We start from the raw sequence: 25,944 nt of genomic DNA, 5'->3' as shown, positions 1-25,944 counted from the left end.
AAGGGGGAAGACCAGCCAAAGCAGATCGCTGCGCAATTCGCGGCTCCCGCGCAGCGCGCAGTGGCGCTCGACCGCCGTCCGTCGCGCTGGCGGGCGGCGCTGCTCGGGCTTGCGGCGTTCGCATGTCTGCCATTGCTGCCGGCCATCGCCACGACACCCGTCGCGGCCGACGAATCCGCGGCCGAAGCCGCATCGCGGATCTGGCTGTGGCCTGGCCGAACGGCGCCCGGTTCCGAGAAGGCCGCATCGCGCCAGGCGATCGTCGAGCGCAGCGCCGATCCCGCGCTGCCGGATCGCATCGTCACGGGCGTGACCGAACCGTACCTGGTCGCATACTGGCCGCCGCGGCCGGACGGCAGCGCACTGCTGGTGATCCCCGGCGGCAGCTACCAACGCGTGGTGCTCGACAAGGAAGGCACGGCACTGGTGCCGGCCTTCGCCGAACGCGGCGGCGTCACCCTGTTCGTGCTGCGCTATCGCCTGCCCGGCGACGGCCCCCAGGACGAACGCGACGCGCCGCTCGCGGATGCGCAACGGGCGATGCGGCTGATCCGCGCGCACGCCGGCGAGTGGCACCTGGACCCGGCGCGGATCGGCGTGATCGGTTTTTCCGCGGGCGGCCATGTCGCCGCCAGCCTGGGCACGCGCTTCGACGACCGCGTGTACGCCCCGGTCGACGCGCACGACGCCGCCAGCGCGCGTCCGGACTTCATGGCACTGGTCTATCCGGTGATCGACATGGGCGTGGGCACCCGCTGCGCGGCCGTCGACCACGGAACGCCCGGACCCGTCGCCGCGGGCGCCGAGCGTAAACGCGACCTGTGCGAACCCGTTTTCCATGCCGGCTCGCGCGAACGCCTGCTCGGCGCCGCGCCGTCGCCGGAACACGTGGCCGCCTACTCCCTGCAGACCCGCGTCCGCGCCGACACGCCGCCGGCCTTCCTGCTGCATGCCGCCGACGACGATGCGGTGCCTGTGGAAAACAGCCTCGTGTTCCACCATGCGCTGCGGCGCGCCGGCGTCCCGGCCGAACTGCACGTGTATCCGCATGGCGGCCACGGCTTCGGCGTGCGCGGCACCGTCGGCACGCCGCTGGCCTTGTGGCCCGAACTGGCGATGGCCTGGATGCGCGCGCAGGCCGGGCCGCCGCCGGCGACGCCGGGAACCGCGCCGCACCCGACCCGAGACGAACCCTCCAGCGAACGCACGCCATGAACGACTCGAACGCCTCCGGCCCGAACCACCGCGACCGCCGCGGCTTCCTCAAGGGCGCCGCGGTGCTCGGTGCCGGCCTCGCCCTTCCCGCCTGGGCGCATGCCGCCGCGGGCGAGGCATCGGCGCTCGCCGCAACGCGCAGCGGCCGCATCCGCGGCTACGTGGATCGCGGCGTGCACGTGTTCAAGGGCATTCCCTACGGTGCCGATACGTCCGCGCGCCGCTTCCTGCCGGCGTTGCCGGAAATGCCTTGGGACGGCGTCCGCGACACCACCGCCTACGGCGCCGCGGCGCCGCAGCGGAACCGCGACGAGGCCACGAGCGAGGACTGCCTGTTCCTCAACATCTGGACGCCGGGCCTGCGCGACGGCGGCAAGCGGCCGATCCTGTTCTACATCCACGGCGGCGGCTTCAACAACGACTCCGGCAGCGATCCGCTGTACGACGGCGTCAACCTGTGCCGGCGCGGCGACGCGGTGGTGGTCACGGTCAACCACCGCCTCAACGCCTTCGGCTATCTCCACCTCGCCCGCCTCGCGGGAGAGGCGCACGCCGTCTCCGGCAACGTCGGTCAGCTGGATCTGGTGCAGGCGCTGCAATGGGTGCGCGAACACGCCGACGAGTTCGGCGGCGACGCCGGCAACGTCACCGCCTTCGGGCAGTCCGGCGGCGGCGCCAAGATCGCGACCTTGATGGCGATGCCGGCCGCGCGCGGGCTGTTCCACCGCGCCTGGACCATGAGCGGGCAGCAGGTCACCGCCGCCGGGCCGCGTGCGGCCACGCAGCGCGCGCAGCTGTTCCTGGAAACGCTGGGGCTGGCGCCGGACCAGGCCGAGCTTCTGCGCACGCTGCCGGCGGAGCGACTGCTCGAGGCCACCACCGTGCGCGATTTCTCGCGCATCGAGGACAGCGGCCTGTACTTCGGCCCGGTGCTGGACGGGCGCTCGCTGCCGGTGCATCCGTTCTGGCCGGAGGCGCCGGCGCAGTCGGCGCATCTCCCGATGGTGATCGGCAACACCCGCGACGAGACCCGCGCCTTCCTCGGCAACGACCCGGCCAACTTCGCACTGACCTGGGAGCAGCTGCCGGACAGGCTGGAGCAGGAGCAGTACGTGGACCTGCCGCCGGACGTGGTGGTGGCCGAGTACCGGCGCCTGTACCCGGACTACACGCCGTCCGAGGTGTTCTTCGCCGCCACCACCGCCGGGCGCTCGTGGCGCGGCGCGGTGGAAGAAGCCGAGGCGCGTGCGCGCCAGGCGCCGGGGGCCGCGCCGACCTGGGCCTACCAGCTCAACTGGGGCTCGCCGCTGGACGGCGGCAGGTTCCGCGCGTTCCACACCCTCGACATCCCGCTGGTGTTCGACAACGTGCGCCAGCCCGGATCGCGCACCGGCGACGGCGCCGATGCGCAACGGATGGCCGACCGGATGAGCGCGGCCCTGCTCGCGTTCGCCCGCAGCGGCGATCCGAACGCGGCCGGGCTGCCCGAATGGAAGCCCTACTCGCTGCCGCGCCGCGAGACCCTGTTGTTCGACCTGCCGACCACGCTCGCCGACGATCCACGCGGCGGCGAACGCAGGCTGTACCAGCGCGCGCCCTTCGTGCAGCGCGGCACGATGTGACACGGCGCCGCCCGACCGACCTCCGCACGAAATCCCCATGAAGCCCTCGACCGCCCTGCTCTGCCTGTGCCTCTTCGCCGCGCCCGCCCTCGCGCAGGATCCACGGCCGCCGGCGACACCGGTCCGCGCCGACAAGATCGTCCTGGTCGGCGATTCCACCACCGCCGTGCAGGGCGGCTGGGGGCCGAGCTTCTGCGCCCGCCACGTCACCTCGTTCCTCAGCTGCGTCAACCTGGCCCGCGGCGGCCGCAGCAGCTACAGCTATCGCGCGGAGGGATCGTGGGAGATCGCGCTGGCGGAAATGCGCACCGACGGCTACGACGACGTGTGGGTGCTGGTGCAGTTCGGCCACAACGACCAGCCGGGCAAGCCGGGACGCTCCACCGACCTGGAGCGCGAGTTCCCGGCCAACCTGCGCGGCTACGTCGACGAGATCCGCGCGGCCGGCGCGCACCCGGTCCTGGTCACGCCGCTCATCCGGCGCCAGTTCGAGGGCGGCCGGCTGGTCGACGACCTCGCGCCCTGGGCCGAAGCCGTGCGCGCGATTGCCGCCGACATGGACGTGCCGCTGCTCGACCTGCACGCGCGCAGCACCGCCGCGGTGCAGGCGCTGGGCCCGGTGCAGGCGATGCGCTTCGCCCAGGTGCCGCCGTCCGCCGCGCTGGTGGCGGCCGCGCAGGGCGGCACCACGATCGACGAACCGGCCGGCGCGGCGCCCGCCGCCGCGCCGGCGTCCGCCACGCCGCCGCTGGCGCAGACCAAGCTGTCGTTCGACTACACCCATCTCGGCGACGACGGCGCCGACTTCTTCGCCGCGATCGTGGTCGACGAGCTCTCGCGCGTGGTGCCGGCGCTGCGTGGGCGGCTGATCCCCTGAGGGTGGTGTCCGGCGCTGCCGATGCGACCGGTCAGCAGCCGTCGTCGGCGCCGACGACGTAACGCAGGCCGCGCGTCACGTGGCGCAGGAAGACCGGATCGGCATAGACGCGCGGATCGTGGCCCAGGCCGGTGTACCAGGTGCGGCCGCCGTCGTACTCGCGGCACCAGGCGATCGGGTGGTCCCTGCCCATGGTGCCGCCGACGTAGTCCGACGTCTCCAGCGTGGCGAGCACCCGCACCCGGTCGCGCGGGTTGCGATCGAAGTTGTAGAGCTCGTCGGTGATCCGCCAGGCGTCGTCGCCCTCGCCGGCGCCCACCGCCGCCGGATCGGCGAAGCGAACCCGCGCGGTCTGCAGCCCGGGCGGATGGTTGTCGAACCAGGCGCCGGCCAGCTCGCCGTACCAGGGCCAGTCGTACTCGGTGTCGGCGGCCGAATGCAGGCCGAGGAAGCCGCCGCCGTTGCGAACGAACGCCTCCATCGCCGCCTGCTGGGATGCGTCGAGCACGTCGCCGGTGGTGTTGGCGAACACCACGGCGCGATAGCCGGAGAGATTGGCCCCGGTGAACGAGGCACCGTCCTCGCTGTGCACGATGTCGATGCCGTGCTCGGCGGCGATCCCGCGCAGCGTGGCGACGGCCTCGGGAATGGATGCGTGGCGGAAGCCGGCGGTCTTGGTGAACACCAGCACGCGCACGTCGGGATCGTCCTGCGGCGGCGCCGACGCGGCCTCGGGCGCCGGCGCCAGCCAGAGCGCCGCCGCCGCCGCGGCGAGGCCGGCGATCATGCCCGCGGCACGACGCGGCCCGTAGGGCGCGCACCGCGAATCGGTTGAAAGGGCCAATGATCCTGCAGACATCGACGTCACCTCCGGACGTCCCCGATCTTGGTCGTCCGGACGTTTCCGCGCAACCCGAATACGCCTTCCGGACGCCGGCTTCGGCAGCCCTAGGGCCTGTCGACGCTTGTGGCGCGTGCCGCGCCGGGCGTACGGGCGTGGGCGTGCGGGGCAAGGAAGAACGGGGCGCGTCCATCGATACGCAACACACCGCCGCCGCTTGCGCGGCGGCGACGGTGCCCGGCGTCACGTCGGCGGCGTCAGAACCGGTAGCGGAACCCGACCTTGTAGACCCGGCCGGTGTGGTCGTATTCGTAGCGGCGGCGGGCGGTGATGTCGGTCCAGCGGTCCTGGTAGTCGTCGGTCAGGTTCAATCCTTCCAGGGTCACCTCGAAGCGCTCGTTGAACTTGTAGCCCATGGAGGCATCGATACTCAACGTATCGTCGTAACCCTCGAAACGGTTGCCGGTGCCGCTGGTGCCGTCGATGTAGTCGCTGCGATAGGCCGCCGAAACGCGTGCGTCGAAGCGGTCGTTCTCGTAGAACAGGGTGAAGTTGTACGAGTTCTTCGACAGGCCGAACAGGCGCTCGGTCACGATCTCGTCGCCGAAGGTGTAGTCGACCTCGGAATCGACCCAGGTGTAGTTGCCGATCACGCCCATGTTGCGCAGCACCGGCACGCCCTCGGCGATCAGCGACAGCGGCATCTGGAAGCCGAGCTCGAAGCCCTTCAGCTTGCCGCCGGGGCCGTTGTCGACGGTGGAGATGGTCCACGGCCGGCCTTCGGGATTCTGCTCCGCCGGCGAGGTCGGCACCAGCAGCGACAGCGGCAGGCCGGTGGAGGCGTAGGTGCCGGTGCGTTCGGTCTGGATCGGGCGCGAATCGATGTCCTTGTAGAACACCGCCAGCGACAGGATCGACTCCGGCGCGAAGTACCACTCCAGTGCGGTGTCGAAGGCCGTGGCGCGGGTCGGATCGAGGAACGGATTCTGGTACGAGACCCGGTAGTTGAAGCTGTCGACGCTGCCGCCCGGGGTGAGGCTGCCCAGGCCAGGCCGGGTCATCACCTTGGCCGCCGACATGCGCCAGATCAGGTCCGGCGTGAGCGACCAGGCGAAGTTGGCCGACGGCAGCGTATCCGAGTAGGTCGGGCGGTTGACGTAGACGTAGACGCCCGAGTTGTAGCCGCTCGAGGACTGCTCGGTTTCGACGTAGCGCACGCCGAGGTCGAAGCGGAAGTCGCGCCCGGCGAGTTCGGTGGCGCCGTTGAACTGCACGAAGTACGCGGTGTCCTTTTCCGCGACCTGGCGCACGTTGCCCTGGTCCTCGCGCATCGGCCGGCCGCTCAGGCCGATGAAGTCGTTCCAGGCATCGAGGTCAGGCACGACCCAGCGCGTGGTCGAGCCGGGGCCGGTCTCGTCGTCGAAGTCGTAGATGTCCGACAGGTCGCCGGTGGCGGGAATGCCGTAGAAGTCGGCGATGCCGTCGCCGTCCGGGTCGCAGTCGTACAGACCGGCGGCGCACACGCCAGAATCGCGGATGCCGCCCCAGGTCTCGAAGGAGAACTGGCGGTAGGTCGCGCCGGCCTGCAGCCAGTACGACGGGCTGAACGCCCACTCCACGTCGGCCGAGATCGTGTCGAAGCTGTGCTCGGTGCGGCTCGGGCGGTCGCGGAATTCCGACATCTGGAAGCTCGCCGGATCGGTCACGTCGGCGCCGTTGTACGCGATCACCGGCTTCTCGTCGTCGGTGTAGTCGTACATGAAGCCGTCGTAGTTGCGGTTGTCGTACATGTAGGTGATTTCGTGCGGGAACTCGAGCTTCGAGGTCGAGCGGCCCATCAGCAGGTGGCCCGTGAGCGTGTCGGTGAATTGCTGCTCGAGGTTGGCGCTCCACTGCGTGAACTCGGTGGTCCAGACCTTCTCGAAGTTCTCGGAGCGCACCCAGGCGTTGTCGACCTCCATCCTGGTCACGTTATTGGTGGACGGGTCGATCGTGTAGTCGGTCACGTCCATGCCGTACTGGTTGCCGCGAAACAGCACCTCCAGCCATTTCTCGCGACGGGCCGCGTCGAGCTTGGAGTGCAGCACGTCGAAGCTCAGCCGCGTGGAATCGCTCGGCCGCAGCTCGAAGCTGCCGGTCAGGCCCAGGCGCTCGCGCTCGACCTCGATCTCGCCGTAGCGCGGGATACGCGGATGGAAGGAGTTGACCATGTCCTGGCAGCCGGGGTCGTCCTGGTTGGCGAAGCAATTCACGCCACGTACCGAGCGGAAGCCGAACCGCTCTTGAGCCAGGCTCACGGGCGCCCGCTCCCAGCGCACGGTGTTCTGGCCCAGCTCCTTGGTGGTGCTGTCCGAATAGGCGGCCGAGAACGACACGCCCCAGACGTCCTCCGGATCGCGATAGGCGAACAGCGCCGCCACGCGCGGGCCGGCGTCCTCGGTGAGGTCGTTGTACTGGCCCTCGCCGGACACCACGAAGGTCCTGCCCCGTTCGTAGCCGAACGGATTGCCGGTATTGAGGTCGACCACCGCGCCCAGCGAGCCCTCGTCGAGGCTGGCCGAGGCGGTCTTGTGCACGATGATCGAGTTGAACAGCTCGGAGGCGAACACGTTGTAGTCGAAGTCGCGGCCGCGGTTGGGCCCGCCCTCGCCGCCGGTGGCGGCGATCGCCTCCATGCCGTTGATGCGCACGCGGGTGTATTCGCCGGACAGGCCGCGCACCGAGATGTTGCGGCCCTCGCCGGAATCGCGGGTGATGGTGATGCCGGGGATGCGCTGCAGCGACTCGGCCAGGTTCTGGTCCGGGAAGTCGGCGATGTCCTCGGCCACGATCGCGTCGATCGACCCGACGCTGTCGCGCTTGAGGTCGAGCGCCTTGACCAGGCTGGCGCGGTAGCCGACGACCTGCACCGCGTCGAGCTCGGTGGCGTCGGGAGGCGTCGCGGCCGGCGCCGGTTGCGAGGCCGGCTCCTGCGCAAGCGCAGCCGCCACCGTCACCTGCAACGCCAGGCCGATCGCCGCGGCGAGCAAGGTAACCGGTGTCTTTTTTGTCTCGATTGGATACCGCATCACAACCCTCCTCTGACGTCATTCCGCTCTTCGGGCGGTTCTTGACTGGATGAAACCGCTTGATATCGTGTGTCGAGCGGCCAAAATGACACCGCTGGTCAAAACCGTAGCAAAACTCGCCCGCCGACGCATGCTGCGTTGCCGCAACGTTTTTTCGGGCACGCTCGCACCCCAGACGACGGCATCGGACAACGACATGACGCAACGACGGATCCTCTGTTTCGGCGAACTTCTGCTGCGACTCGGCGCCCCCGGGCGCGAACGGCTGCTGCAGACCCCGACGCTGCAGGTGCATGTGGGTGGCGCCGAGGCCAACGTGGCGGTGGCGCTGGCGCGTTTCGGCCATGCCGCGGCGATGGCCGGCACGGTGGCCGACAACGCCCTCGGCGAGGCGGCGCTCGGCGAACTGCGCCGGCATGGCGTCGATACGCGCGGCGTGCGCCGCGCCGCGGGGCGCATGGGCCTGTACTTCCTGGCCACCGGCGCCGGCCTGCGCCCGAGCGAGGTGCTGTACGACCGCGCCGGTTCCGCGTTCGCGCTGGCCGCGGCCGACGCCTACGACTGGCCAGCGCTGCTGCAGGGCGTCGATTGCCTGCACCTGTCGGGGGTGACGCCGGCGGTCGGCGCGGGCACGGCCGCCGCCGCGGTCGCCGCCGCCGAAGCGGCCGGCGCGGCCGGCGCCCTGGTGTCCTTCGACGGCAACTTCCGGCAGCGGCTGTGGGCGGCCTGGGACGGCGATCCGGCGGCGATCCTGCGCCGGCTGCTGTCCGCGGCCGATCTCGCCTTCGCCGACCATCGCGACGTCGCCGTGGTGCTCGGCGACGACCCGGCGAGCGGTGCCGACGTTCCCCACGAAACCCGCATCGTCGCCGCCGCCGGCCGCGCCTTCGCGGCGTTTCCGCGGCTGCAGCGCATCGCCTCCACGCTGCGTACCCAGCACAGCGTCGACCGGCATGCGCTCGGCGCGATCCTGGTCACCCGCGCGGGCGCCGTGCACCGCGCACCGGCGCGCGAACTGGACGCCATCGTCGATCGCATCGGCACCGGCGACGCCTTCGCCGCCGGCGTGCTGCACGGCCTGCTCACCGGCATGGCCGATCCCGACGCCCTGCGTTTCGGCCTGGCCGCCGCCTGCCTCAAGCACTCGGTGCCCGGCGACTTCGGTCTTGCCGACGTCGACGACATCGCCGCCTGCGCGCGCGAGGACCGGCTCGACGTCAGGCGCTGAGCGCGGCCGCCTGCCGAGGCGCTTCACCCGATGCCGGGGAGACGCGCAGGCCGGATGGATCGCACCGCATCAGGCAGTCGACCGGGCTAGGCCGTGATGGTCCGGCTGGCCTCGGATTGCCCTTGTAGATTGCCCTTGTGGGAGCGACGGAAGTCGCGACGACCGGATGCCGCGCAGTCGCGACTTCCGTCGCTCCCACAGGGGGAGGCCGTCGATTCCGCCGCTGCCACGAGAGGGTTGCGCCACGGGTTGCCCATGCGCGGCCCTCGGACGACATCGCCGCCTGCGCGCGCGAGGACCGGCCCGACGTCAGGCGCTGAGCACGGCCGCCTGGTGAGGCGCTTCACCCGATGCCGGGGGCACGCAGGCCGGAGGGATCGCACCGCATCAGGCAGTCGACGGGCTTAGGCCGTAATGGTCCGGCTGCCCTTGTGGATTGCCCTTAGTGGATTGCCCTTGTGGATTGCCCTTGTGGATTGCCCTTGTGGATTGCCCTTGTGGATTGCCCTTGTGGATTGCCCTTTGGATTGCCCTTGTGGATTGCCCTTTGGATTGCCCTTGTGGGAGCGACGGAAGTCGCGACGACCGGATGCCGCGCAGTCGCGACTTCCGTCGCTCCCACAGGAGGAGGCCGTCGATTCCGCTGCTGCCACGAGAGGGTTGCGCCACCGGGTTGCCCGTGCGCGGCCCTCGGCCACGCCGCCACCCCTGGCCGGGCCATGGATGGCGCCGCCCATGGCGACGGGGCTTGGGCTTGCCCCGTCGGCAATGGAGAAGGCTCCTGCACGCTCCTGCGAAGGCGCGGGCACGCGGTCGCGAGCCGCGGCCTCGAGCCGGGGCCGCCGGTTCAGAACACCGGGCAGAAGCAGTAGGCCATCGCCTTGGCCGGTGTGCCGCGGTCGTTCGCCAACGCCTGCTCGAACACGCGCACGTGCCGCTCCATCTCCGGCGCCGCGCGCGCCAGCAGCGCCTGTGCCAGGCCGGCGTCCTGCAGCAGCGAGGCGCCGATCCGGGTGCCGGCCAGGCCGGTCAGGAACTGCGCGAACGGCGACGGCGCCTTCTCGATGTAGCGCACGCGGTAGCCGCCTTCCTCCAGCTCGGCCCGGCGTGCGGCGTCGGCGATCGCGTCGCGGAAGCCGCCGAGTTCGTCGACCAGGCCACGGTCCTTGGCCTGGGCCCCGCTCCAGACCCGGCCGCGGGCGACGCGATCGATCGCCGCCGGCTCCGCGCCCCGGCCCGCGGCGACCTTGGTGACGAAATCCTCGTAGATGCGCTCGACGCTGGACTGGATCAGGCGCCCGACCTCCGGTTCCAGCGGCCGGGTGATGTCGAACGCGCCGGCCAGGCGCGTGGTGCCGACGCCGTCGGTGTGCACGCCGACGCGGTCGAGCGTGCGGGTGATGTTGGGGAACAGGCCGAACACGCCGATCGAGCCGGTGATGGTCGAGGGATCGGCATAGATGCGGTCGGAATTCATGCTGATCCAGTAGCCGCCGGACGCGGCCACGTGGCCCATCGACACCACCACCGGCTTGCCCGCCGCCGTCAGCGCCTCGACCTCGCGGTTGATCTGCTCGGAGGCGTAGGCGGAACCGCCCGGCGAGTTCACCCGCAGCACCACCGACTCGACCTGCTCGTCCTCGCGCGCCTCGCGCAGCAGCGCGGCGGTGGATTCGCCGCCGACGGCGCCGGGCGGCTGGTCGCCTTCGCCGATCGCGCCCTCGGCAACGACCACCGCGACCTGCGGTTGGCGGCCGAGCTGGGGGCCATCGCGGTCGACATGGGCGAGATAGCCCTCCAGCGGGACGTTGCGGTAGCCGCCCTCGGCATCGTCGTCGGCGACGCCGCGCTCGGCCAGCAGCCGTTCCACTTCCTCGCGCGTCTTCAGACCGTCGACCAGCTTCTGCTCCAGCGCGTAGCGCGCCAGGTCGCCGCCGAGCGCCGCAACGCCGTCGGCCATGCCGTCGATGCCCGCCTCCAACTGCTCGACGCTGAGATTGCGCGCCTGGGCGATGTCGCCGAGGTGGCGCCGCCACAGGTCGCCGAGCCAGTACAGGTCGGCCTCCTTGGCTTCGGGCGAGGCGGCGTCGAGCACGTAGGGTTCCACCGCCGACTTGAACTCGCCGACCTTGAACACGTGGATGTCGACGCTGAGCTTGTCCTGCAGCGCCTCGCCGAAGTACGGGCCGTAGCTGGCGAAGCCCTCGAGGACCACGCCACCGCCCATGGGATCGATATAGACCTCGTCCGCCTGCGCCGCCAGCAGGTAGGCGCCCTGCGAGAAGCGGTCGCCGTAGGCGACGACCTGCTTGCCGGACGCGCGCAGGTCGCGCAGCGCACCGGCGACCTCGCGCAGGTTGGCGATGCCCGACGGCTGCAACCGGTCGACGCGCAGGTAGACGCGTTCGATCCTGTCGTCGTCCGCCGCCGCCTCGATCGCGCGCAGCAGGTCGCGCAGCTGCACCTCGGCGGCGCGTTCGTCGCCCATCATCTTCGCAAGCGCGCGCGAGGCCGGATCGGCGGTGTATTGCTCGACGATGCGTCCTTCCGGCGCGATCACCAGCGTGGTGCGGTCGAGCAGCGGCTGGCTGGCGCTGCCGGCGGCGAGCGCCAGCAGGATCAGCAGCACGGCGAAGAACAGCAGGTTGAACACCAGCTGCCGGGTGAAGTTGATCGCGCCCCAGATGCCTGCCAGGACGCGGACAATGGGACCGCGACGGCGCGGTTCGTTCATCGGATGGTACTCCGGGAAGAAATCTGGACTGTCCACAGCTTAGCGGCCCGGCGGCCGGGTTTCATGCGCCGGAGGTCACCGTGCCGCTGGTCGTGGGCATCCGGCGGCTGCTGCGCAGGAACCGCAGCCCCAGCAACAGCGCGGCCACGGTCAGTCCGGCGATCAGGCCGATCCACATCCCGCGCGGTCCCCAGCCCAGGCCGAGGCCGAGGCCGGTGCCGAGCGTCATGCCCACGCCCCAGTACGCCAGCGCCGCCAGCAGCATCGGCACCCGGGTGTCCTTGAGCCCGCGCAGCGCCCCGGCCGACAGCACCTGCACGCCGTCCGGGAACTGGAACGCCGCGGCCAGCAACAGCAGCGACGCGGCCAGCGACGCCACCGCCGCATCGCCGGTGTACATGCCCGCCAGCAGCTCGTTGCCGCTCAGCAGCACGATGCCGGTGACGCTCTGGCTGGCCAGCACCAGCAGCAGGCCGGCGAAGGCGGCGCGGCGTACGCCGGCGGCGCCGTGACCGCCGCCGATGGCGTGCCCGACCCGCACCGTGGTCGCCTCCGCCAGGCCGAACGGGACCATGAAGCACAGCGCGGCGACGTTGATCGCGATCTGGTGCGCGGCCGCCGGCACCTCGCCGAGGCGGCCGATCAGCAGCGCGGTGACGATGAACAGTCCGCCCTCCATCGCCACCGTGACCCCGATCGGCAGGCCCACGCGCAGCAGGTCGCGGATCGACGCCCAGCGCGGCGGATCGAACCGCGCGAACAGGCCGAGGTCGGCGAAGCGGCGCGCGCGCCGCAGGTACAGCGCGAAGGCGATCGTCTGCGTCCACATCATGATCGCCGACGCCATGCCGATGCCACCGGCGCCGAGTTCCGGCAGGCCGAAGCCGCCGAAGGTGAGCAGGATGCCCAGCGGCACCAGCAACAGCAGGCCGCCGAAGCCGAACACCATCGTCGGCAGGGTCCAGTGCAGGCCGTCGCTGAGATAGCGCATGCAGTAGTACAGGGTCAGCGCCGGCACGCCCCAGCGGATCCCGTGCAGGAACGCGGCCGCGCCGGGGCGGATGCCCTCCGCGATCCCCAGCGGCGCCAGCGCATGCACGCTCAAGGTCATGAAGGCGAACAGCAGCAGGCCGAGCGCCGCCGCCAGCCACAGCGACTGCCGGAACAGCGCGCCGATTTCGTGGCGGCGACCGCCGCCGTCGAGCTGCGACACCGACGGCGGCAGCGCCATCAGCGTGCCCATCGGGATCATGATCGGCAGCCAGAACATCGCGGTGCCGATCGACACCGCCGCCAGCGTGGCGGTGCCGTGGCGGCCGGCGATCATGCTGTCGACGAAGCCGATCAGGCCGGTGGCGACATGGCCCACGACCAGCGGGCCCGCGAGCAACGCAGTGGTGCGCACCTCGCGGCCGAGGCGCGCGCGGGGAGAAGCGGAGGAAGACATTGGGGGAGACGGCTCGGACGACTGCGGCCGCGCGGCCGAACGGATGTCGGGCGCTGGCGCCGGGTCGACGCGGACCGCTATCTTATCCGTCGGGCAAGCCTGTCCGAAACAGGACCGCACGAAACCGCCGGCGTTCCGCATCGCCAGCGCCGGCGAACGCGGCGGACGGGCGGAGCCAGGCACCGCACCCACGCCGCATGCGGCAACACAGAGATCCCGGAAGCCAACCCGCATGTCCGAACCCGACCCGCGCGGCCGCAGCCCCCGACCGGCGCCGCTGCGCGCCTGCGAGAACTGCGGCACCGCCCTGCAAGGCGCCTACTGCCATCTCTGCGGCCAGTCCGAACACAGTCCGACGCGGCACCTCGGCCACGCCATCGAGGAGGTGTTCGAATCGTTCTGGCACCTGGACGGGCGCATCTTCCGCACCCTGCGCGACCTGTTCGTGCCCGGCCGCATCGCCGAACGCTACCTGTCCGGGAAACGCGTGCGCTACGTCGCGCCGATGCGGCTGTTCGTGGTCCTGAGCCTGTTGACCGTATTCGTCGCCAAGCTCGCGATCGGCGACGCGCTCGCGCTGCAGGACGCCGAGCGCGTGGCCGAGAGCCAGGCGGTGGCGACCTATGCGGTGGACCGGGCCGGCTTCGCCGCCGCGGATTCGGTCGCGGCGGTGGATGCGCTGCGCGAACGCGAACTCGACCGGCTGGCGGCCGAACGCGCGGCGCTCGGGCCCGGGGCCTCCGCGGCGACGCGCGAGGCGATCGCCGCCGCCGAGCGGGTGGTCAACGCCGAGGCCGAGACCCGCAGGCGGCGGCTGCAGCGCGCCCCGGCGGATGCGTCCGCGGACGAACCGGAACCCGACGCGAACGGCTTCGGGGCACGCATCGACCGCAACATCGAGGCCTACTCGTCCCGCCGCGACGGCGCCGCCGCGCTCACCCGCACCCTGGTCGGCGCCGCGCCGATGACGCTGTTCATCCTGGTCCCGCTGTTCGCCCTGCTGCTCAAGCTCTTCTACATCTTCGGCAACCGGACCTACCTGGAGCACGTGGTGGTCGGCCTGTACAGCCACGCCTACCTGATGCTGGCGCTGCTGCTGGTATTCGCGCTGTCGCTGCTGGCCAGCTGGCTGGGGACGCACGCGCCATGGGCGCCCAGGCCGATCGGCTGGATACAGGGACTGCTGCTGATGTCGATGCCGCTGTACCTGCTGTGGATGCAGAAGCGCGTGTACGGGCAGGGCTGGTGGATGACCTTGCTCAAGTACTGCGTCATCGGCCAGATCTACCTGTTCATGTTCCTGTTCGTCGCGATCGGCGCCGGCATGTACGCGATCGCCGGGATGTAGCGGTGATGGTGATCTACGAGGTCGACATCGAAATCGCGCGCGGGGAGGCCGACCCGTACCGCAAGTGGCTGGCGGAGCACGTCCGGCAGATGCTGGCGCTGCCGGGCTTCACCGGCGCCGAGGTCTTCGAGGTCGCCGATCCGCCGCCCGCGCCCGGATGGATCGCGCTCTGCGTGCAGTACCGCCTGCGCGATCGCGACGCGCCCGACGGCTACCTGCGCGACCACGCCGCGCGCATGCGCGCCGACGGCATCGCCCGTTTCGGTGATCGCCTCCGCGCCAGCCGCCGCATCCTGCACGCCGGCGGTATCCCGTGGTAGGCGCGCGCCGCGGGCCAGGCAGCTTTTTCCGCGGCGACACGGCTCGCGTCGACGCGGCCGAACGGGCGGCCTGGTGCGATCAGGGCGCCGGGCCGACCTGTTGCCGCAGCCAGGCGGCAAGATTTTCCCGGGGCGTCGACAGCAGGGCGCGGCGCAGCGCGGCACGCTCCTCGGGCGGCGTGCGTTGCGCCAGCAGCGCCAGGTCCGCGCGCTCGCGCTCGCCCATCGCGCGCAGCAGTGCCAGCAGCGGTTCGCGCTCGCCGGCCGGCACCAGCGCGAACAGGCCGTGCAGGCGCGTCCAGTCGGCGCCGAGTTCCGGGCCGAGCAGCCAGCCATCGCGCTGGTAGCCGTCGAGTTCGGCGTAGCGTTCGCTCAGCGCCTGCTGGCGGTCGGTCGGCAATTCGGCGTAGGTGCGTGCCGCGTCCCGCAGGCGCGCCTGGGCCGCCGGCGACAGCGCCTGCCAGGCCGCCCAGGCGTCACGCCGCTGCCGCCGCTCGGCCAACGGCAGCGCGTTCCACTCGGCGATCCGCTGGCGCAGCGCCTCGCGCTCGGCGGGCGACAGCGCGCGCAACGTGGCCTGGCGCTGCAGCAGGCGCGCGCGCTCGGGCTCCGCCAGGGCCTGCGCGTGGCGCTGCAGGGCCGGCGGCAGCGCCGCCGCGACCGGCAGCGCCAGCAGCAGCGACAGGGCGGCGGCGGCGGCGCGCCTAGCGGGCATCGTCGGTCCCCATCGAGGACTCGTCGACGTCCGCTTCGGTTTCCTCGCGCTGCGGCCGCGCGATGCCCCCTTCCTCGCCGCGCTCGAGCTGCACCGCCAGCCAGGCATGAAACGCCGGATCGCGCATCGCGGCATCGCCGCCGCCGCTCGCCAGCAGCTCGAAATCGGGATGGGTGAGCAGTGCCGCTTCGGCGTCGTAGGTGGCGGCCGGCGCCTGCGCCGGCGGAAGCGGCTCCACCAGGATCTGGCGCGGACCGCCGGCGCCCCGCGGCGGCGGCGGCCAGGCGATGCTGGCCGCCAGCGCGGCGAGCGTGAGCACGACCACCGTGGCCGTGGCCGGCCACAGCCAGCGCGGGCGCACGCGCGCCTCGTCGGGTTCGTGCGCGGCATGCGGCACGTGGACACGCCCCAGCAGCGCAGCTTCGCGCAGGCGCGCCAGTTCGGCCAGGCGCGCGGGCGGCAGTTGCCGCACCGCCTGTTGCGCCGCCTCGCCCAGCGCGCGCCAGGCCTCGGCGTCGGCGCGTCCTTCGGCGTCGCGCGGCAGCGCCCGCTGCAACGCCAGCCGGTAGGTCGCGCGGGCCACGCCCAGCACCGCCGCGGCGTCGGCTTCCGATACGTTCGCCACCAGCCGCAACAGCAGCGCGGCGCGCGGCCCGTGCCCCACCTGCGCCAGATCCCGGAACCGCGGCGGCCAGTCGGGGGCCGGCGGCGGGACGTGCATCGGCTCGGCGGACAGCAGCAGCGCCCAGAACCTGCGCGGCCAGTCGCCGAACGGAACCTGCGCCGCAGCGTCGCGGAAGTCGCGCATCGCCGCGGCCAGGGCGGCATCGCCGGCCTCGGCGTCGCCGACCTGCAGCTGGGCGAACACCGCGGCACGGCGTTCGACACCGCGCAGGAAGGCGGTGAGGGCGGCCGACGCCGTGGCGGCGTCGTTCACGGTGCGGGCGCTCATCGGATCGGCTTCATCGAGCCCGTCATGATAGCCACGCGGCCACCGCACGTGCCTCTTGACAGGGTTCACAAAAAGAGGTCGCCTCGATCAGGCACGGAAACGGTTGTACACAGCGGTCACCCAGCCGTCATAGACAGTGTCTGCACATTGGTGACTTGCGATGTTTCCAAACTGTTTCACGGCTAAGTGGCTGAATCCAATCACTTATCGTCGATTGGCGTTTTTTTCGCCAACCTCGCCTTAACGCGCTACGCGACGGCCACAAGGCTGCTTCGGGCAGTGCCATGCACAGGCTTATCCACAATGTGTGTGGATAACGGGAAATCTTCTTTGACGACCGTGGTTTGCGAGCGAAAGATGGACCCGGCTGCAGCATTCGCGCGCAACCTTGCGAGCGCGCCGGGCGCACCTGAGACCGCACGCGAAAACCCCTAGACTGCCGCGATGTCCGCCGATCCCGCCGCCTGCGACGTCGTGCTCCGCGTCGCCCTGCCGCTGCCGCTGCCGCGCCTGTTCGACTACCGCGCGCCGGCCGCGGACCCGCCGAGCCAGGCCGATGTCGGCCGTCGCGTGCGGGTGCCCTTCGGACCGCGGGAACTGGTCGGCGTGGTGGCCGAAATCGGTCCGGCCGACGGCGCCGCGCCCGAGCTGCGCGAGCTGCACGCGCGCCTCGACCCGGAGCCCGTGTTCCGCGGCGAGCTGTTCGCCTCGCTGTACTGGCTGGCGCGCTACAGCCACGCGCCGCTCGGCGAGGTACTCGCCACCGCCCTGCCGGCGGCGCTGCGGCGCGGCGAACCGCTGCCCGACACCCACGCCTGGGCCTGGCGCCTGACCGAGGCCGGCGCAACCGCCCACGCGGGCATGCGCCAGGGCCGGCCGCGACGGTTCGCCGACCTGCTGCAGGTCGCCGCGCGCGACGAGGAGGCGCTGGACGACCTGCTCGACGACTGGCGGAGCGCGGCGCGGACCCTGGCGGCGCGCGGCCTGGCCGAGCGCATCGCGGTGCCGGCCTCGCAGCTGGCGCCGACGCCGCAGCCCAGGCCCGTGCCGAACGACGAACAGGCGCAGGCGATCGCCGCGGTCGCTGCCGGCGAGGGCTTCGCCCCGGCGCTGCTCGACGGCGTCACCGGCAGCGGCAAGACCGAGGTGTACCTGCACGCGATCGCCGCCTGCCTGGCGCGCGGCCGGCAGGCGCTGGTGCTGGTGCCGGAGATCGGCCTGACCCCGCAGACCCTGGCGCGCTTCCGCGCCCGCCTCGGCGTGCCGGTGCACGCGCTGCATTCCGGGCTCAACGACGGCGAGCGTGCCCGCGTCTGGACCGCTGCCTGGCGTGGCGAGGCGCGGGTGATCGTGGGCACCCGCTCGGCGGTGTTCACGCCGCTGCCCGATGCCGGCCTGATCGTGGTCGACGAGGAGCACGACGGCAGCTACAAGCAGCAGGACGGCATCCGCTACCACGCACGCGATTTCGCCCTGGTGCGCGCCAAGGCGCTGGACGTGCCGGTGCTGCTGGGCAGCGCCACGCCGTCGCTGGAGACCCTGCACAACGCCCGCACCGGCCGCTATGCGCACCTGCGGCTGTCGCGCCGCGCCGGCGAGGCCAGGCCGCCGCCGGTGCGGGTGCTCGACCTGCGCAAGCGCGCGCTCGACAGCGGCCTGTCGCGCGAGTTGCTGGAGGCGATCGAGACCGCGCTGGACGCCGGCGGCCAGGTGCTGGTGTTCCGCAACCGCCGCGGCTACGCCCCGGTGCTGCTGTGCCACGACTGCGGCTGGAGCGCGCAGTGCCGGCGCTGCGACGCGCCGATGACCGTGCACGGCGGCGGCCGCCGCCTGCAGTGCCACCACTGCGGCCACCGCCAGGCCGCGCCGCCCGCCTGCCCCGACTGCGCCGGACTCGGGCTGCAGCCGCAGGGCGTGGGCACCGAACGGCTGGAGGAGACCCTGGCGCAGCGCTTCGGCGCGCGGGTGCCGGTGCTGCGCATCGATCGCGGCAGCACCCGCGGCCGCGACGCGCTGCAGAAGCACTTCGATACGCTCGGCGACCGCCCCGGCATCCTGGTCGGCACGCAGATGCTGGCCAAGGGCCACGACCTGCCCGGCCTGACCCTGGTGGCGGTGGTCGGGATCGACGAGGGCCTGTTCTCGGCCGATTTCCGCGCCGCCGAGAAGCTGGCCCAACTGCTGATCCAGGTCGCCGGCCGCGCCGGCCGCGCCGCGCGCGCCGGCGAGGTGCTGCTGCAGACCCACCATCCCGACCACCCGCTGCTGCAGACGCTGATCCACGGCGGCTACCACGCCTTCGCCGACAGCGAACTGGAGCAGCGCGCCGCGGCCGGGTTCCCGCCGTTCGCGTACATGGCCCTGCTGCGGGCCGAGGCCAAGCAGGCCGACCCGCCGATGGCGTTCCTGCAGCGGGCCAAGGCGATCCTCGCCGAAGCCTCCGCCGCCCGCACGCGCGACGATGGCGACGGCCTGGTCCTGCATGGTCCGCTGCCGGCGCCGATGGCGCGCCGCGCCGGGCTGTACCGCGCGCAGCTGCCGCTGTCGGCGCGGCGGCGGCGCGACCTGCACGCCGCCCTGGACCGGGCGCTGCCGGCGATCCATGCGCTGCCCGAGGCACGGCGCACGCGCTGGTCGCTGGATGTCGATCCGGTGGATCTGTACTGAAGGGCAGGAGCCGGCGACAGCACATGGGAGGGACCGCGGCGCAGGCTCATGGGCCCATCCGTGGTCCCGTCGCGACTACCGTCGCTCCCACAGGGGAGAGTACTGCAGGAACTGTTGTGGGAGCGACGGAAGTCGCGACCCCGCGCGCGCTCAGGCGGCGGTCTTCTTCCGGCTGCGCGATTTCGACTTCGGCTTAGCCTTGGGCAGCTCGCGGATCTCCACCATCTGCCCCTCGCGCCGCAGCTCGAACAGCCCGGTGGCCTCGATCAGCGCGCTGAGGTTGCGGTAGCCGTAGTTGCGCTCGTCGAACGAGGTCTGGTTGCGGATGTGGCTGCCGACCACGCCCAGGTGCGACCAGCCGTCGTCGTCGGCGGTGGCGCTGACCGCGTTGCGCAGCAGGTGCACCAGGGTGGCGTCGCCGCGCAGGTCGGCGCTGCGCTTGGGCCGGACCGCCGGCGACTTGTCCTCGTCCGCCGCCGCGCCCAGCTTCTCCAGGTACAGGAAGGTCGAGCATGCCTTGACGAACGGCAGCGGGGTCTTCTCCTCGCCGAAGCCGAACACGCGCATGTTCTCGTTGCGCAGGCGCATCACCAGCGGGGTGAAGTCGGCGTCGCTGGAGACGATCGCGAAGCCGTCCAGGGTGCGCGCGTACAGCAGGTCCATGGCATCGATCACCATCGCCATGTCGGAGGCGTTCTTGCCGCTGGTGTAGGCGAACTGCTGGATCGGGCGGATCGCGTAGGCGTGCAGCGTCTCCTCCCAACCCTTGAGGTGCGGGTTCTTCCAGTTGCCGTAGGCGCGGCGCACGTTGGCCACGCCGTGTCGCGCCAGCTCGGTCAGGATCGGTTCGATCCGAGCGGCCGGTGCGTTGTCGGCATCGATCAGCAGCGCGATGCGCAGTTCGGTTTCGGCCATGGCCTCGGGTTTCCGGTTTCGTTGCCGGCAGCCTACCCCATCGTCCACCGGCGCCGCATGACGGCACCCGCCGGATCGCGCAGAATCGCCCGGACCTCCGCCGGAGCCCGCATGCACACCACGACCGCACCCACCGCGCCCACGATCACGCCGGCGCGCCGCCTGCGCAGCATCTTCAGCGGCTCGGTCGGCAACCTGGTGGAGTGGTACGACTGGTACGTGTACGCGGCGTTCTCGCTGTATTTCGCGCAGGCGTTCTTTCCAGACGGCGACCTGACTTCGCAGCTGCTGCGCACCGCCGCGATCTTCGCCGTCGGTTTCCTGATGCGGCCGCTCGGCGGCTGGCTGCTGGGCCGCTACGCCGACCGCCACGGTCGCCGGCGCGCGCTGATGCTGTCGGTGGTGATGATGTGCGGCGGTTCGCTGATCATCGCCTGCACGCCCGGCTACGCCGACATCGGCGTCGCCGCGCCGGTGCTGCTGGTGCTGGCACGGCTGCTGCAGGGTCTGTCGGTGGGCGGCGAGTACGGCACCTCGGCCACGTACCTGAGCGAGATGGCCACGCGCGAGCATCGCGGCTTCTGGTCGAGCTTCCAGTACGTGACCTTGGTGATGGGGCACCTGGTCGCCCTGGGCGTGCTGATCGCATTGCAGCGCGTGCTGCTGACCGACGAGCAGCTGTACGCCTGGGGCTGGCGGATCCCGTTCGCGATCGGCGCGCTGGCCGCGCTGGTGGCGCTGTGGCTGCGCCGCAACATGGCCGAGACCGAGTCGTTCTCGCGGCATCACGCGCAGGCGGCGGTGCCCGAGCGGCGGCGCGAGGGCAGCCTGCGCAGCCTGCTGCGCCACCCGCGGGCGGTGCTGACCGTGATCGGCCTGACCATGGGCGGCACGGTCGCGTTCTATACCTACACCACCTACGTGCACAAGTTCCTGGTCAACAGCGCCGGCATGTCGGGCCAGACCGCGAGCCTGGTCAACGCCGGCACGCTGTTCGTCTACATGCTGCTGCAGCCGGTGGTGGGGGCGTTGTCGGACAGGATCGGGCGGCGCCCGATCCTGATCGCCTTCGGCGTGCTCGGCACGCTGTGCACGGTGCCGATCCTGGGCCGGCTGCAGGACGCGACCAGTCCGGCGCAGGCGTTCTGGCTGATCCTGGCGGCGCTGGTGATCGTGAGCGGCTACACCGCGATCAACGCCGTGGTGAAGGCGGAGCTGTTCCCGGTGGAGATCCGCGCGCTCGGCGTCGGCCTGCCCTATGCGCTCACCGTGGCGCTGTTCGGCGGCACCGCCGAGTACGTGGCGCTGTGGTTCCGCAGCATCGGGCTGGAGCAAGGGTTCTACTGGTACGTCACCGCCTGCATCGCCTGCTCGCTGGCGGTGTACGCGACGATGCCGGACACCCGCAAGACGTCCCTGATCGACCGCGATGCGCAACGTTGACGCGGTCGCGCGCCCGGCGCCTGGCCGGCGCCGCGGCAGCCGCGGCGGCTATCCCGGCTCTCCCGGCTGCCGCCCGGCCCGCCCGATCAGCGCGTAACCCGGGTCGTCCGGCACCGACTTCAGCGCCTCCAGCGCCGCCTGCAGCGCCTCGGACTCGGTGTTGTCGAAGCCGATCGCACCGTCGCCCTCGTACAGGTTGAGCCCCTGCTCGAGCAGATGCAGCAACGCCCGTTCGACCTCCCAGCCATGGCGCTCAGCGACGCGGCGGATGCGGTCGACCAGCACCTCGTCGATGTCCTTGAGCACGATCTCCGTCATGCCTGCTGCTCCTGCCGCTCCCCGGCGGCCGCACCGGTATCGCGGACCGGCTCGACGATACGCTGCCACAGCCAGGCGAGCAGCAGCAAGGTCGGGATCACGGTGAGCGCGCTGAAGACGAAGAACGCGCTGTAGGACGTCGCCTCCACGATGAAGCCCGACACGCCGCCGACGAACTTGCCCGGCAGGTTGGCCAGCGACACCAGCAGCGCGTACTGGGTGGCGGTGAAGTTGCGGTCGGTCAGCGACGACATGAACGCGATCAGCACCACCCCGGCGAAGCCCTGGAACAGGTTGTCGGCGCTGATCGCGGCATAGAAGGCCCAGATCTGCGACGGGTACTGCGCCATCAGCAGGAAGGCCAGGTTCGACAAGGCCACGCCGAGCGTGGCCAGGAACAGCATCCTGCGGAACCCGAACGCCGCCACGCAGACGCCGCCGAGGAAGGCGCCGCCGATGCCCAGCCAGATGCCGTAGAGCTTGGACACGGTGGCGATGTCGGCCTTGCTGTAGCCGGAGTCGAGATAGAAGGGCCCGGCCATCACCCCGATCACCTGGTCGGGGAACTTGAACAGGCCGACGAAGACCAGCAGCGCCAGCCCCAGCAGCAGGCCGTTGTGCGAGAAGAAGCTCGTGAACGGCTGCCAGAACGCGCCGAAGAAATCGATCCGCCGCACCACCGTCGCCTCCGGCGCCACCGGTTCGCGGCAGGCCAGCGTGGTGACGATCGGCAGCGCCATCAGCGCGGCCATCGCCATGTAGGCCCATTGCCAGCCCTGGAACTCGGCCAGGTACAACGCGCCGGCGCCGCCGAGGATCAGGCCGAAGCGGTAGCCCAGCGTGTAGGTCGCGGCCAGCGCCGCCTGTGCGGCCGCCGGCGCGACCTCGATGCGGTAGGCGTCGACCACCGAGTCCTGGGTGGCGCCGGCGAACGAGCCGACGAGCACCCACAGCACCAGCGTGGTCACGCCCATCTCCGGACGCGACAGCGCCAGCGCGCCCAGGCTCACCGCCACCAGCAACTGCGACACCAGCAGCCACGAGCGCCGGCGCCCGAGGAACGCCGTCAGCGGGAACGCGTAGCGGTCGATCAGCGGCGCCCACAGGAACTTCAGCAGGTAGAAGAAGCTGGCCAGGCTGATCAGGCCGATGCTGCCGAGGTCGAGGCCGACGTCGCGCAGGCGGGTGGACAGCGTCATCGACGCGATCAGCAGGAACGGCAGGCCGGAGCCGAAGCCCAGCAGCAGCAGGGTCAGCGCCGAAGGCGTGCCGAAGGCGCGGCGGATGCCGGCCCAGCCCTTGTACGAGACCGGCGCAACGGCGTTGCCGGCCTCGCTCATTCGCGATAGTCCACGACGTAGGGCGCGTGGTCGGAGAAGCGCGGCTCGCGCAGGATCGAGCAGTCGACCAGGCGCTCGCGCAGCGACGGCGTGACCAGCTGGTAGTCCAGGCGCCACCCCACGTTGTTGGCGCGCGCGGCGCCGCGCTGGCTCCACCAGGTGTATTCCACCGCCTCCGGCTTCAGCGCGCGGAAGCTGTCGATCCAGCCGTGCGCCGGCTGCGGCGAGCCGTCGCCGCAGGCGTCGGCGATCATGCCGTTGAGCCAGGCGCGCTCGGGCGGCAGGCAGCCGGAGTTCTTCTGGTTGCCGGTCCAGTTCCTGATGTCGTTGCGGGCGCGCACGATGTTCCAGTCGCCGCACAGCACGTAGTCGCGGCCGCTGGCCAGCCACTGGTCGAGGATGGGCTTGAGCCAGTCCATGACCTGGAACTTGAAGCCCTGCCGCAACTCGCCGGACGAGCCGGAGGGAATGTAGAACGACACCACGCTCAGGTTGCCGAAGCGCGCCTCCAGGTAGCGGCCCTCGTCGTCGAACGGCGCCCAGCCCAGCGCGGTCCGGATCTCGTCGGGCACGCGCCGGCTGTAGATCGCCACGCCGCTGTAGCCCTTCTTGGTGATCGCGTCGCGGAACACGACCTCGTAGCCGCGCGGGCGGAAGGCCTCGCCGGACAACTGGTGTTCCTGCGCCTTGGTCTCCTGCACGCACAGCACGTCGGCGTCCTGTGCGGCGAACCAGTCGAAGAAACCCTTGCTGGCGGCCGAACGCAGGCCGTTGGCGTTGAAACTGACGATTCTCATGCGATGACGTCCGTGGACCCGCCGCCAAGCCTACCGGATTCGCGGCCGCGGCCGCCCAGGCCCTATGATCGGCCATGGCAACCCCGTCCGACGTGCGCGTCACCCGGCTGGCACCGACGCTGGTCGGGGCCGCGCGGCGGTTGCGGCTGGTGCCGGGGCAGCAGGGCTACGTCGGCGACGTGGCGTGCAACGTCGAGCTCGCCCTGTCCGCGCCGCGTTGCGATGCCATGGCGGTCCTGTACGGCGACGACCTCATCGGCTTCTACCGGCTCGACTACGCGCAGACCGTGGCGGCACGGCGCTGGCTGGGCCGGGCCACCGTCAGCCTGCGCTCGCTGGTGCTCGACCGCGGCGTGCAGGGCCGCGGATTCGGCAGCCTGGCCGTGGCCGCCTGTTGCGCGGATCTCGAACGGCGACGGCCGGCGCGCCGCCTGCTCGCTCTGAACGTGCATGCCGGCAACCATGCCGCGCTGGCCGCCTACCGCAGCGCCGGGTTCGTCGACACCGGCGAACTGCACGCCGGCGGCAGCGCCGGCCCGCAATACCTGCTGGTCCGGCGCCTGGGCATGGGAGAATGACGCCCATGACCGACCACCGTACCCGCTTCCTGCAGCTGGCCGTCGCGGCCGAGGCGCTGCGCTTCGGCGAGTTCACGCTCAAGTCCGGGCGCGTCAGCCCGTACTTCTTCAACGCCGGGCGCTTCGATTCCGGCGCGGCGCTGGCCGGACTGGCCGACTGCTATGCCGACGCCGTCGATGCGGCGGGGGTCGGTTTCGACCTGCTGTTCGGCCCGGCCTACAAGGGCATCCCGCTGGCCACGGCGCTGGCCTGCGCCTATGCGCGCCGCGGCCGCGACCTGCCGCTCGCGTTCGACCGCAAGGAGGCCAAGACCCACGGCGAAGGCGGCGCCCTGATCGGCGCGCCGCTCGCCGGCCGACGGGTGCTGGTGGTCGACGACGTGATCACCGCCGGCACGGCGGTCCGCGAGGCGCTGCGGCTGATCGCCGACGGCGGCGGGCAGCCGGCCGGCATCGTGATCGCGCTCGATCGCCAGGAAGTCGTGGACGCCTCCGCCCTGCCGCGCCGCTCCGCCGCGCGTGCGGTGGCCGAGCAGTACGCAATCCCGGTAATCGCCGTCGCGACCCTCGGCGATCTGCTTGCGTTCGCCGCCGAAAACGCGACACTGTCATCCGAGCACGGCCGGCTGCGCGACTACCGCGCACGCTACGGCTGCGACTGACCACCATGCATTCGACCGACCGGGGGGACGGGAGATTGATGAAGACGATCGTCCACATCGCCTGCCTGGCCGTGCTGCTGGCACCCGCCGTCGCCCAGGCGCAGCGCGGCGGCGCCAGTGCCAACAAGCGCCTGTACTGCTGGGAAGAGGACGGCCGCAAGGTCTGCGGCGACGCCCTGCCCGCATCGGCGGTGGACAGCGCGCGCACCGAGATCAGCGCCGCGACCGGCCTGCGTCGCGACCACGTGGGGCGCGCATTGAGCGAGGAAGAACGTGCCGCGGCCCGGCTGGCGGCAAGGCAGGCCGCCGCCGAGGCCGAGACCGAGGCCGCCCGCCGCCGCCGCGACCTGGCGATGGTGGAGTCCTACGCCACCGAGGCCGACCTGCGCCGCGCCTACGGCGAGCGCATCACCCTGGTCGAGGAGTCGATGAAGACCTCGCAGATGGGCATGGCCAACCTGCGCCAGAGCCTGCTGACGCTGCTGCGGCAGGCGGCGGAACTGGAACTGCAGGCCAAGCCGGTGCGCAAGGCGCTGGCCGACGACATCCGGCAACAGCACGCCGACCTGCTGCGCCAGGAGACGATCCTGCAGCAGCAGCGCGACGAGCGCGCGCACCTGGGCGCCGATCTGGAGGACGCATTGGAGCGCTACCGGGCACTCAAGCGGCCGCGCTCGGCGGCGGACGCCGGATAGGCAACATCACATCGCGCGGAACAACGATTGCAATCCGCTGCGGCGCCTGTCCAAAACGTTCACCCGGGCTCATGGGCAACGGTATGTCTAAGGTGATGCGTCCATCATGCGCGGTCGCGCCCCCAGGATAAACGCCCCGTTTTCGTGACGCTTTTCACAGCA

The 25,944-nt window shown here is 71.6% G+C and carries 21 protein-coding genes; 11 read left to right on the top strand and 10 right to left on the bottom strand.

What is annotated here, in order from left to right; genetic code table 11:
• The first annotated feature begins 60 nt into the window (after nt 1-60).
• From U3649_RS04525 to U3649_RS04515, 3 genes are read left to right on the top strand one after another with little or no spacing between them, the layout of a single operon-like run.
• Complete coding sequence (locus U3649_RS04525; RefSeq protein ID WP_407353694.1) at nt 61-1,215, top strand: alpha/beta hydrolase; 1,155 nt, start codon at nt 61-63, stop codon at nt 1,213-1,215.
• Entirely contained in the window at nt 1,212-2,837 is a 1,626-nt protein-coding gene (locus U3649_RS04520) for a carboxylesterase/lipase family protein (RefSeq protein ID WP_407353693.1), read from the top strand. Before U3649_RS04525 ends, U3649_RS04520 begins: the two co-directional genes overlap by 4 nt.
• Before the next feature lie 37 nt (nt 2,838-2,874).
• Nucleotides 2,875-3,714, top strand: coding sequence for a rhamnogalacturonan acetylesterase (locus U3649_RS04515; protein WP_407353692.1), 840 nt, complete (start codon nt 2,875-2,877; stop codon nt 3,712-3,714).
• A gap of 31 nt (nt 3,715-3,745) precedes the next feature.
• Here the strand turns inward: U3649_RS04515 and U3649_RS04510 are convergent, their stop codons facing one another.
• Entirely contained in the window at nt 3,746-4,501 is a 756-nt protein-coding gene (locus U3649_RS04510) for a ThuA domain-containing protein (RefSeq protein WP_407353691.1), read from the bottom strand.
• A gap of 311 nt (nt 4,502-4,812) precedes the next feature.
• Nucleotides 4,813-7,623: a TonB-dependent receptor gene (locus U3649_RS04505; protein ID WP_407353690.1), complete on the bottom strand. Its 2,811-nt coding sequence runs from the start codon at nt 7,621-7,623 to the stop codon at nt 4,813-4,815.
• Nucleotides 7,624-7,819: 196 nt separating this feature from the next.
• On the opposite strand from U3649_RS04505, the gene U3649_RS04500 reads away from it, so the two are divergent.
• Complete coding sequence (locus tag U3649_RS04500; protein ID WP_407353689.1) at nt 7,820-8,851, top strand: sugar kinase; 1,032 nt, start codon at nt 7,820-7,822, stop codon at nt 8,849-8,851.
• 847 nt (nt 8,852-9,698) lie between these two features.
• Here the strand turns inward: U3649_RS04500 and sppA are convergent.
• Nucleotides 9,699-11,585, bottom strand: a complete 1,887-nt coding sequence (gene sppA, locus U3649_RS04495) for a signal peptide peptidase SppA (RefSeq protein ID WP_407353688.1) — start codon at nt 11,583-11,585, stop codon at nt 9,699-9,701.
• Between the two features lie 61 nt (nt 11,586-11,646).
• Nucleotides 11,647-13,032, bottom strand: coding sequence for an MATE family efflux transporter (locus U3649_RS04490; protein WP_407353687.1), 1,386 nt, complete (start codon nt 13,030-13,032; stop codon nt 11,647-11,649).
• A gap of 232 nt (nt 13,033-13,264) precedes the next feature.
• Here U3649_RS04490 and U3649_RS04485 point away from each other — a divergent pair, with 232 nt between their 5' ends.
• Nucleotides 13,265-14,380 carry a DUF3667 domain-containing protein gene (locus tag U3649_RS04485; RefSeq protein ID WP_407353686.1) on the top strand — a complete coding sequence of 372 codons (1,116 nt, stop codon included), beginning with the start codon at nt 13,265-13,267 and terminating at the stop codon, nt 14,378-14,380.
• 5 nt (nt 14,381-14,385) lie between these two features.
• Nucleotides 14,386-14,700, top strand: a complete 315-nt coding sequence (locus U3649_RS04480) for a DUF4286 family protein (protein ID WP_407354540.1) — start codon at nt 14,386-14,388, stop codon at nt 14,698-14,700.
• Between the two features lie 79 nt (nt 14,701-14,779).
• On the opposite strand, the gene U3649_RS04475 is transcribed toward U3649_RS04480, so the two are convergent.
• Complete coding sequence (locus tag U3649_RS04475; RefSeq protein ID WP_407353685.1) at nt 14,780-15,415, bottom strand: DUF3106 domain-containing protein; 636 nt, start codon at nt 15,413-15,415, stop codon at nt 14,780-14,782.
• A complete protein-coding gene (locus U3649_RS04470; RefSeq protein ID WP_407353684.1) occupies nt 15,405-16,367 on the bottom strand; it encodes a hypothetical protein in 963 nt (320 codons plus the stop codon). Before U3649_RS04470 ends, U3649_RS04475 begins: the two co-directional genes overlap by 11 nt.
• Nucleotides 16,368-16,811: 444 nt before the next feature.
• Between U3649_RS04470 and U3649_RS04465 the strand changes: the two genes are divergently transcribed.
• Complete coding sequence (locus U3649_RS04465; protein ID WP_407353683.1) at nt 16,812-19,034, top strand: primosomal protein N'; 2,223 nt, start codon at nt 16,812-16,814, stop codon at nt 19,032-19,034.
• Between the two features lie 150 nt (nt 19,035-19,184).
• Here U3649_RS04465 and U3649_RS04460 read toward each other — a convergent pair whose 3' ends face one another.
• Nucleotides 19,185-19,949, bottom strand: coding sequence for an NYN domain-containing protein (locus tag U3649_RS04460; RefSeq protein ID WP_407353682.1), 765 nt, complete (start codon nt 19,947-19,949; stop codon nt 19,185-19,187).
• Between the two features lie 111 nt (nt 19,950-20,060).
• On the opposite strand from U3649_RS04460, the gene U3649_RS04455 reads away from it, so the two are divergent.
• Entirely contained in the window at nt 20,061-21,392 is a 1,332-nt protein-coding gene (locus U3649_RS04455; protein WP_407353681.1) for an MFS transporter, read from the top strand.
• A gap of 48 nt (nt 21,393-21,440) precedes the next feature.
• Here the strand turns inward: U3649_RS04455 and U3649_RS04450 are convergent, their stop codons facing one another.
• Genes U3649_RS04450 through U3649_RS04440 form a run of 3 tightly spaced genes read right to left on the bottom strand, consistent with a single transcriptional unit; the run spans nt 21,441 to nt 23,847 of the window.
• Nucleotides 21,441-21,710, bottom strand: a complete 270-nt coding sequence (locus tag U3649_RS04450) for a hypothetical protein (RefSeq protein WP_407353680.1) — start codon at nt 21,708-21,710, stop codon at nt 21,441-21,443.
• Nucleotides 21,707-23,050, bottom strand: a complete 1,344-nt coding sequence (locus U3649_RS04445) for an AmpG family muropeptide MFS transporter (protein ID WP_407353679.1) — start codon at nt 23,048-23,050, stop codon at nt 21,707-21,709. Before U3649_RS04445 ends, U3649_RS04450 begins: the two co-directional genes overlap by 4 nt.
• On the bottom strand, nt 23,047-23,847 hold the full coding sequence (locus U3649_RS04440) for an exodeoxyribonuclease III (protein ID WP_407353678.1): 801 nt from the start codon (nt 23,845-23,847) through the stop codon (nt 23,047-23,049). Before U3649_RS04440 ends, U3649_RS04445 begins: the two co-directional genes overlap by 4 nt.
• Before the next feature lie 74 nt (nt 23,848-23,921).
• On the opposite strand from U3649_RS04440, the gene U3649_RS04435 reads away from it, so the two are divergent.
• The 3 genes from U3649_RS04435 to U3649_RS04425 are packed head-to-tail and all read left to right on the top strand — an operon-like array spanning nt 23,922 to nt 25,782.
• Nucleotides 23,922-24,425 (top strand): GNAT family N-acetyltransferase, encoded by a 504-nt coding sequence (locus U3649_RS04435; protein WP_407353677.1) that lies wholly within the window; start codon nt 23,922-23,924, stop codon nt 24,423-24,425.
• Nucleotides 24,426-24,430: 5 nt separating this feature from the next.
• Nucleotides 24,431-25,087 carry an orotate phosphoribosyltransferase gene (pyrE, locus tag U3649_RS04430; RefSeq protein WP_407353676.1) on the top strand — a complete coding sequence of 219 codons (657 nt, stop codon included), beginning with the start codon at nt 24,431-24,433 and terminating at the stop codon, nt 25,085-25,087.
• A 38-nt stretch (nt 25,088-25,125) separates the two neighbouring features.
• A complete protein-coding gene (locus U3649_RS04425; RefSeq protein WP_407353675.1) occupies nt 25,126-25,782 on the top strand; it encodes a hypothetical protein in 657 nt (218 codons plus the stop codon).
• Nucleotides 25,783-25,944: the final 162 nt, after the last annotated feature.

Source organism: Luteimonas sp. R10 (assembly GCF_045689605.1).
In the GTDB taxonomy this organism is placed as follows: domain Bacteria; phylum Pseudomonadota; class Gammaproteobacteria; order Xanthomonadales; family Xanthomonadaceae; genus Luteimonas.
This window is presented reverse-complemented; position numbering and strand designations above follow the sequence as displayed.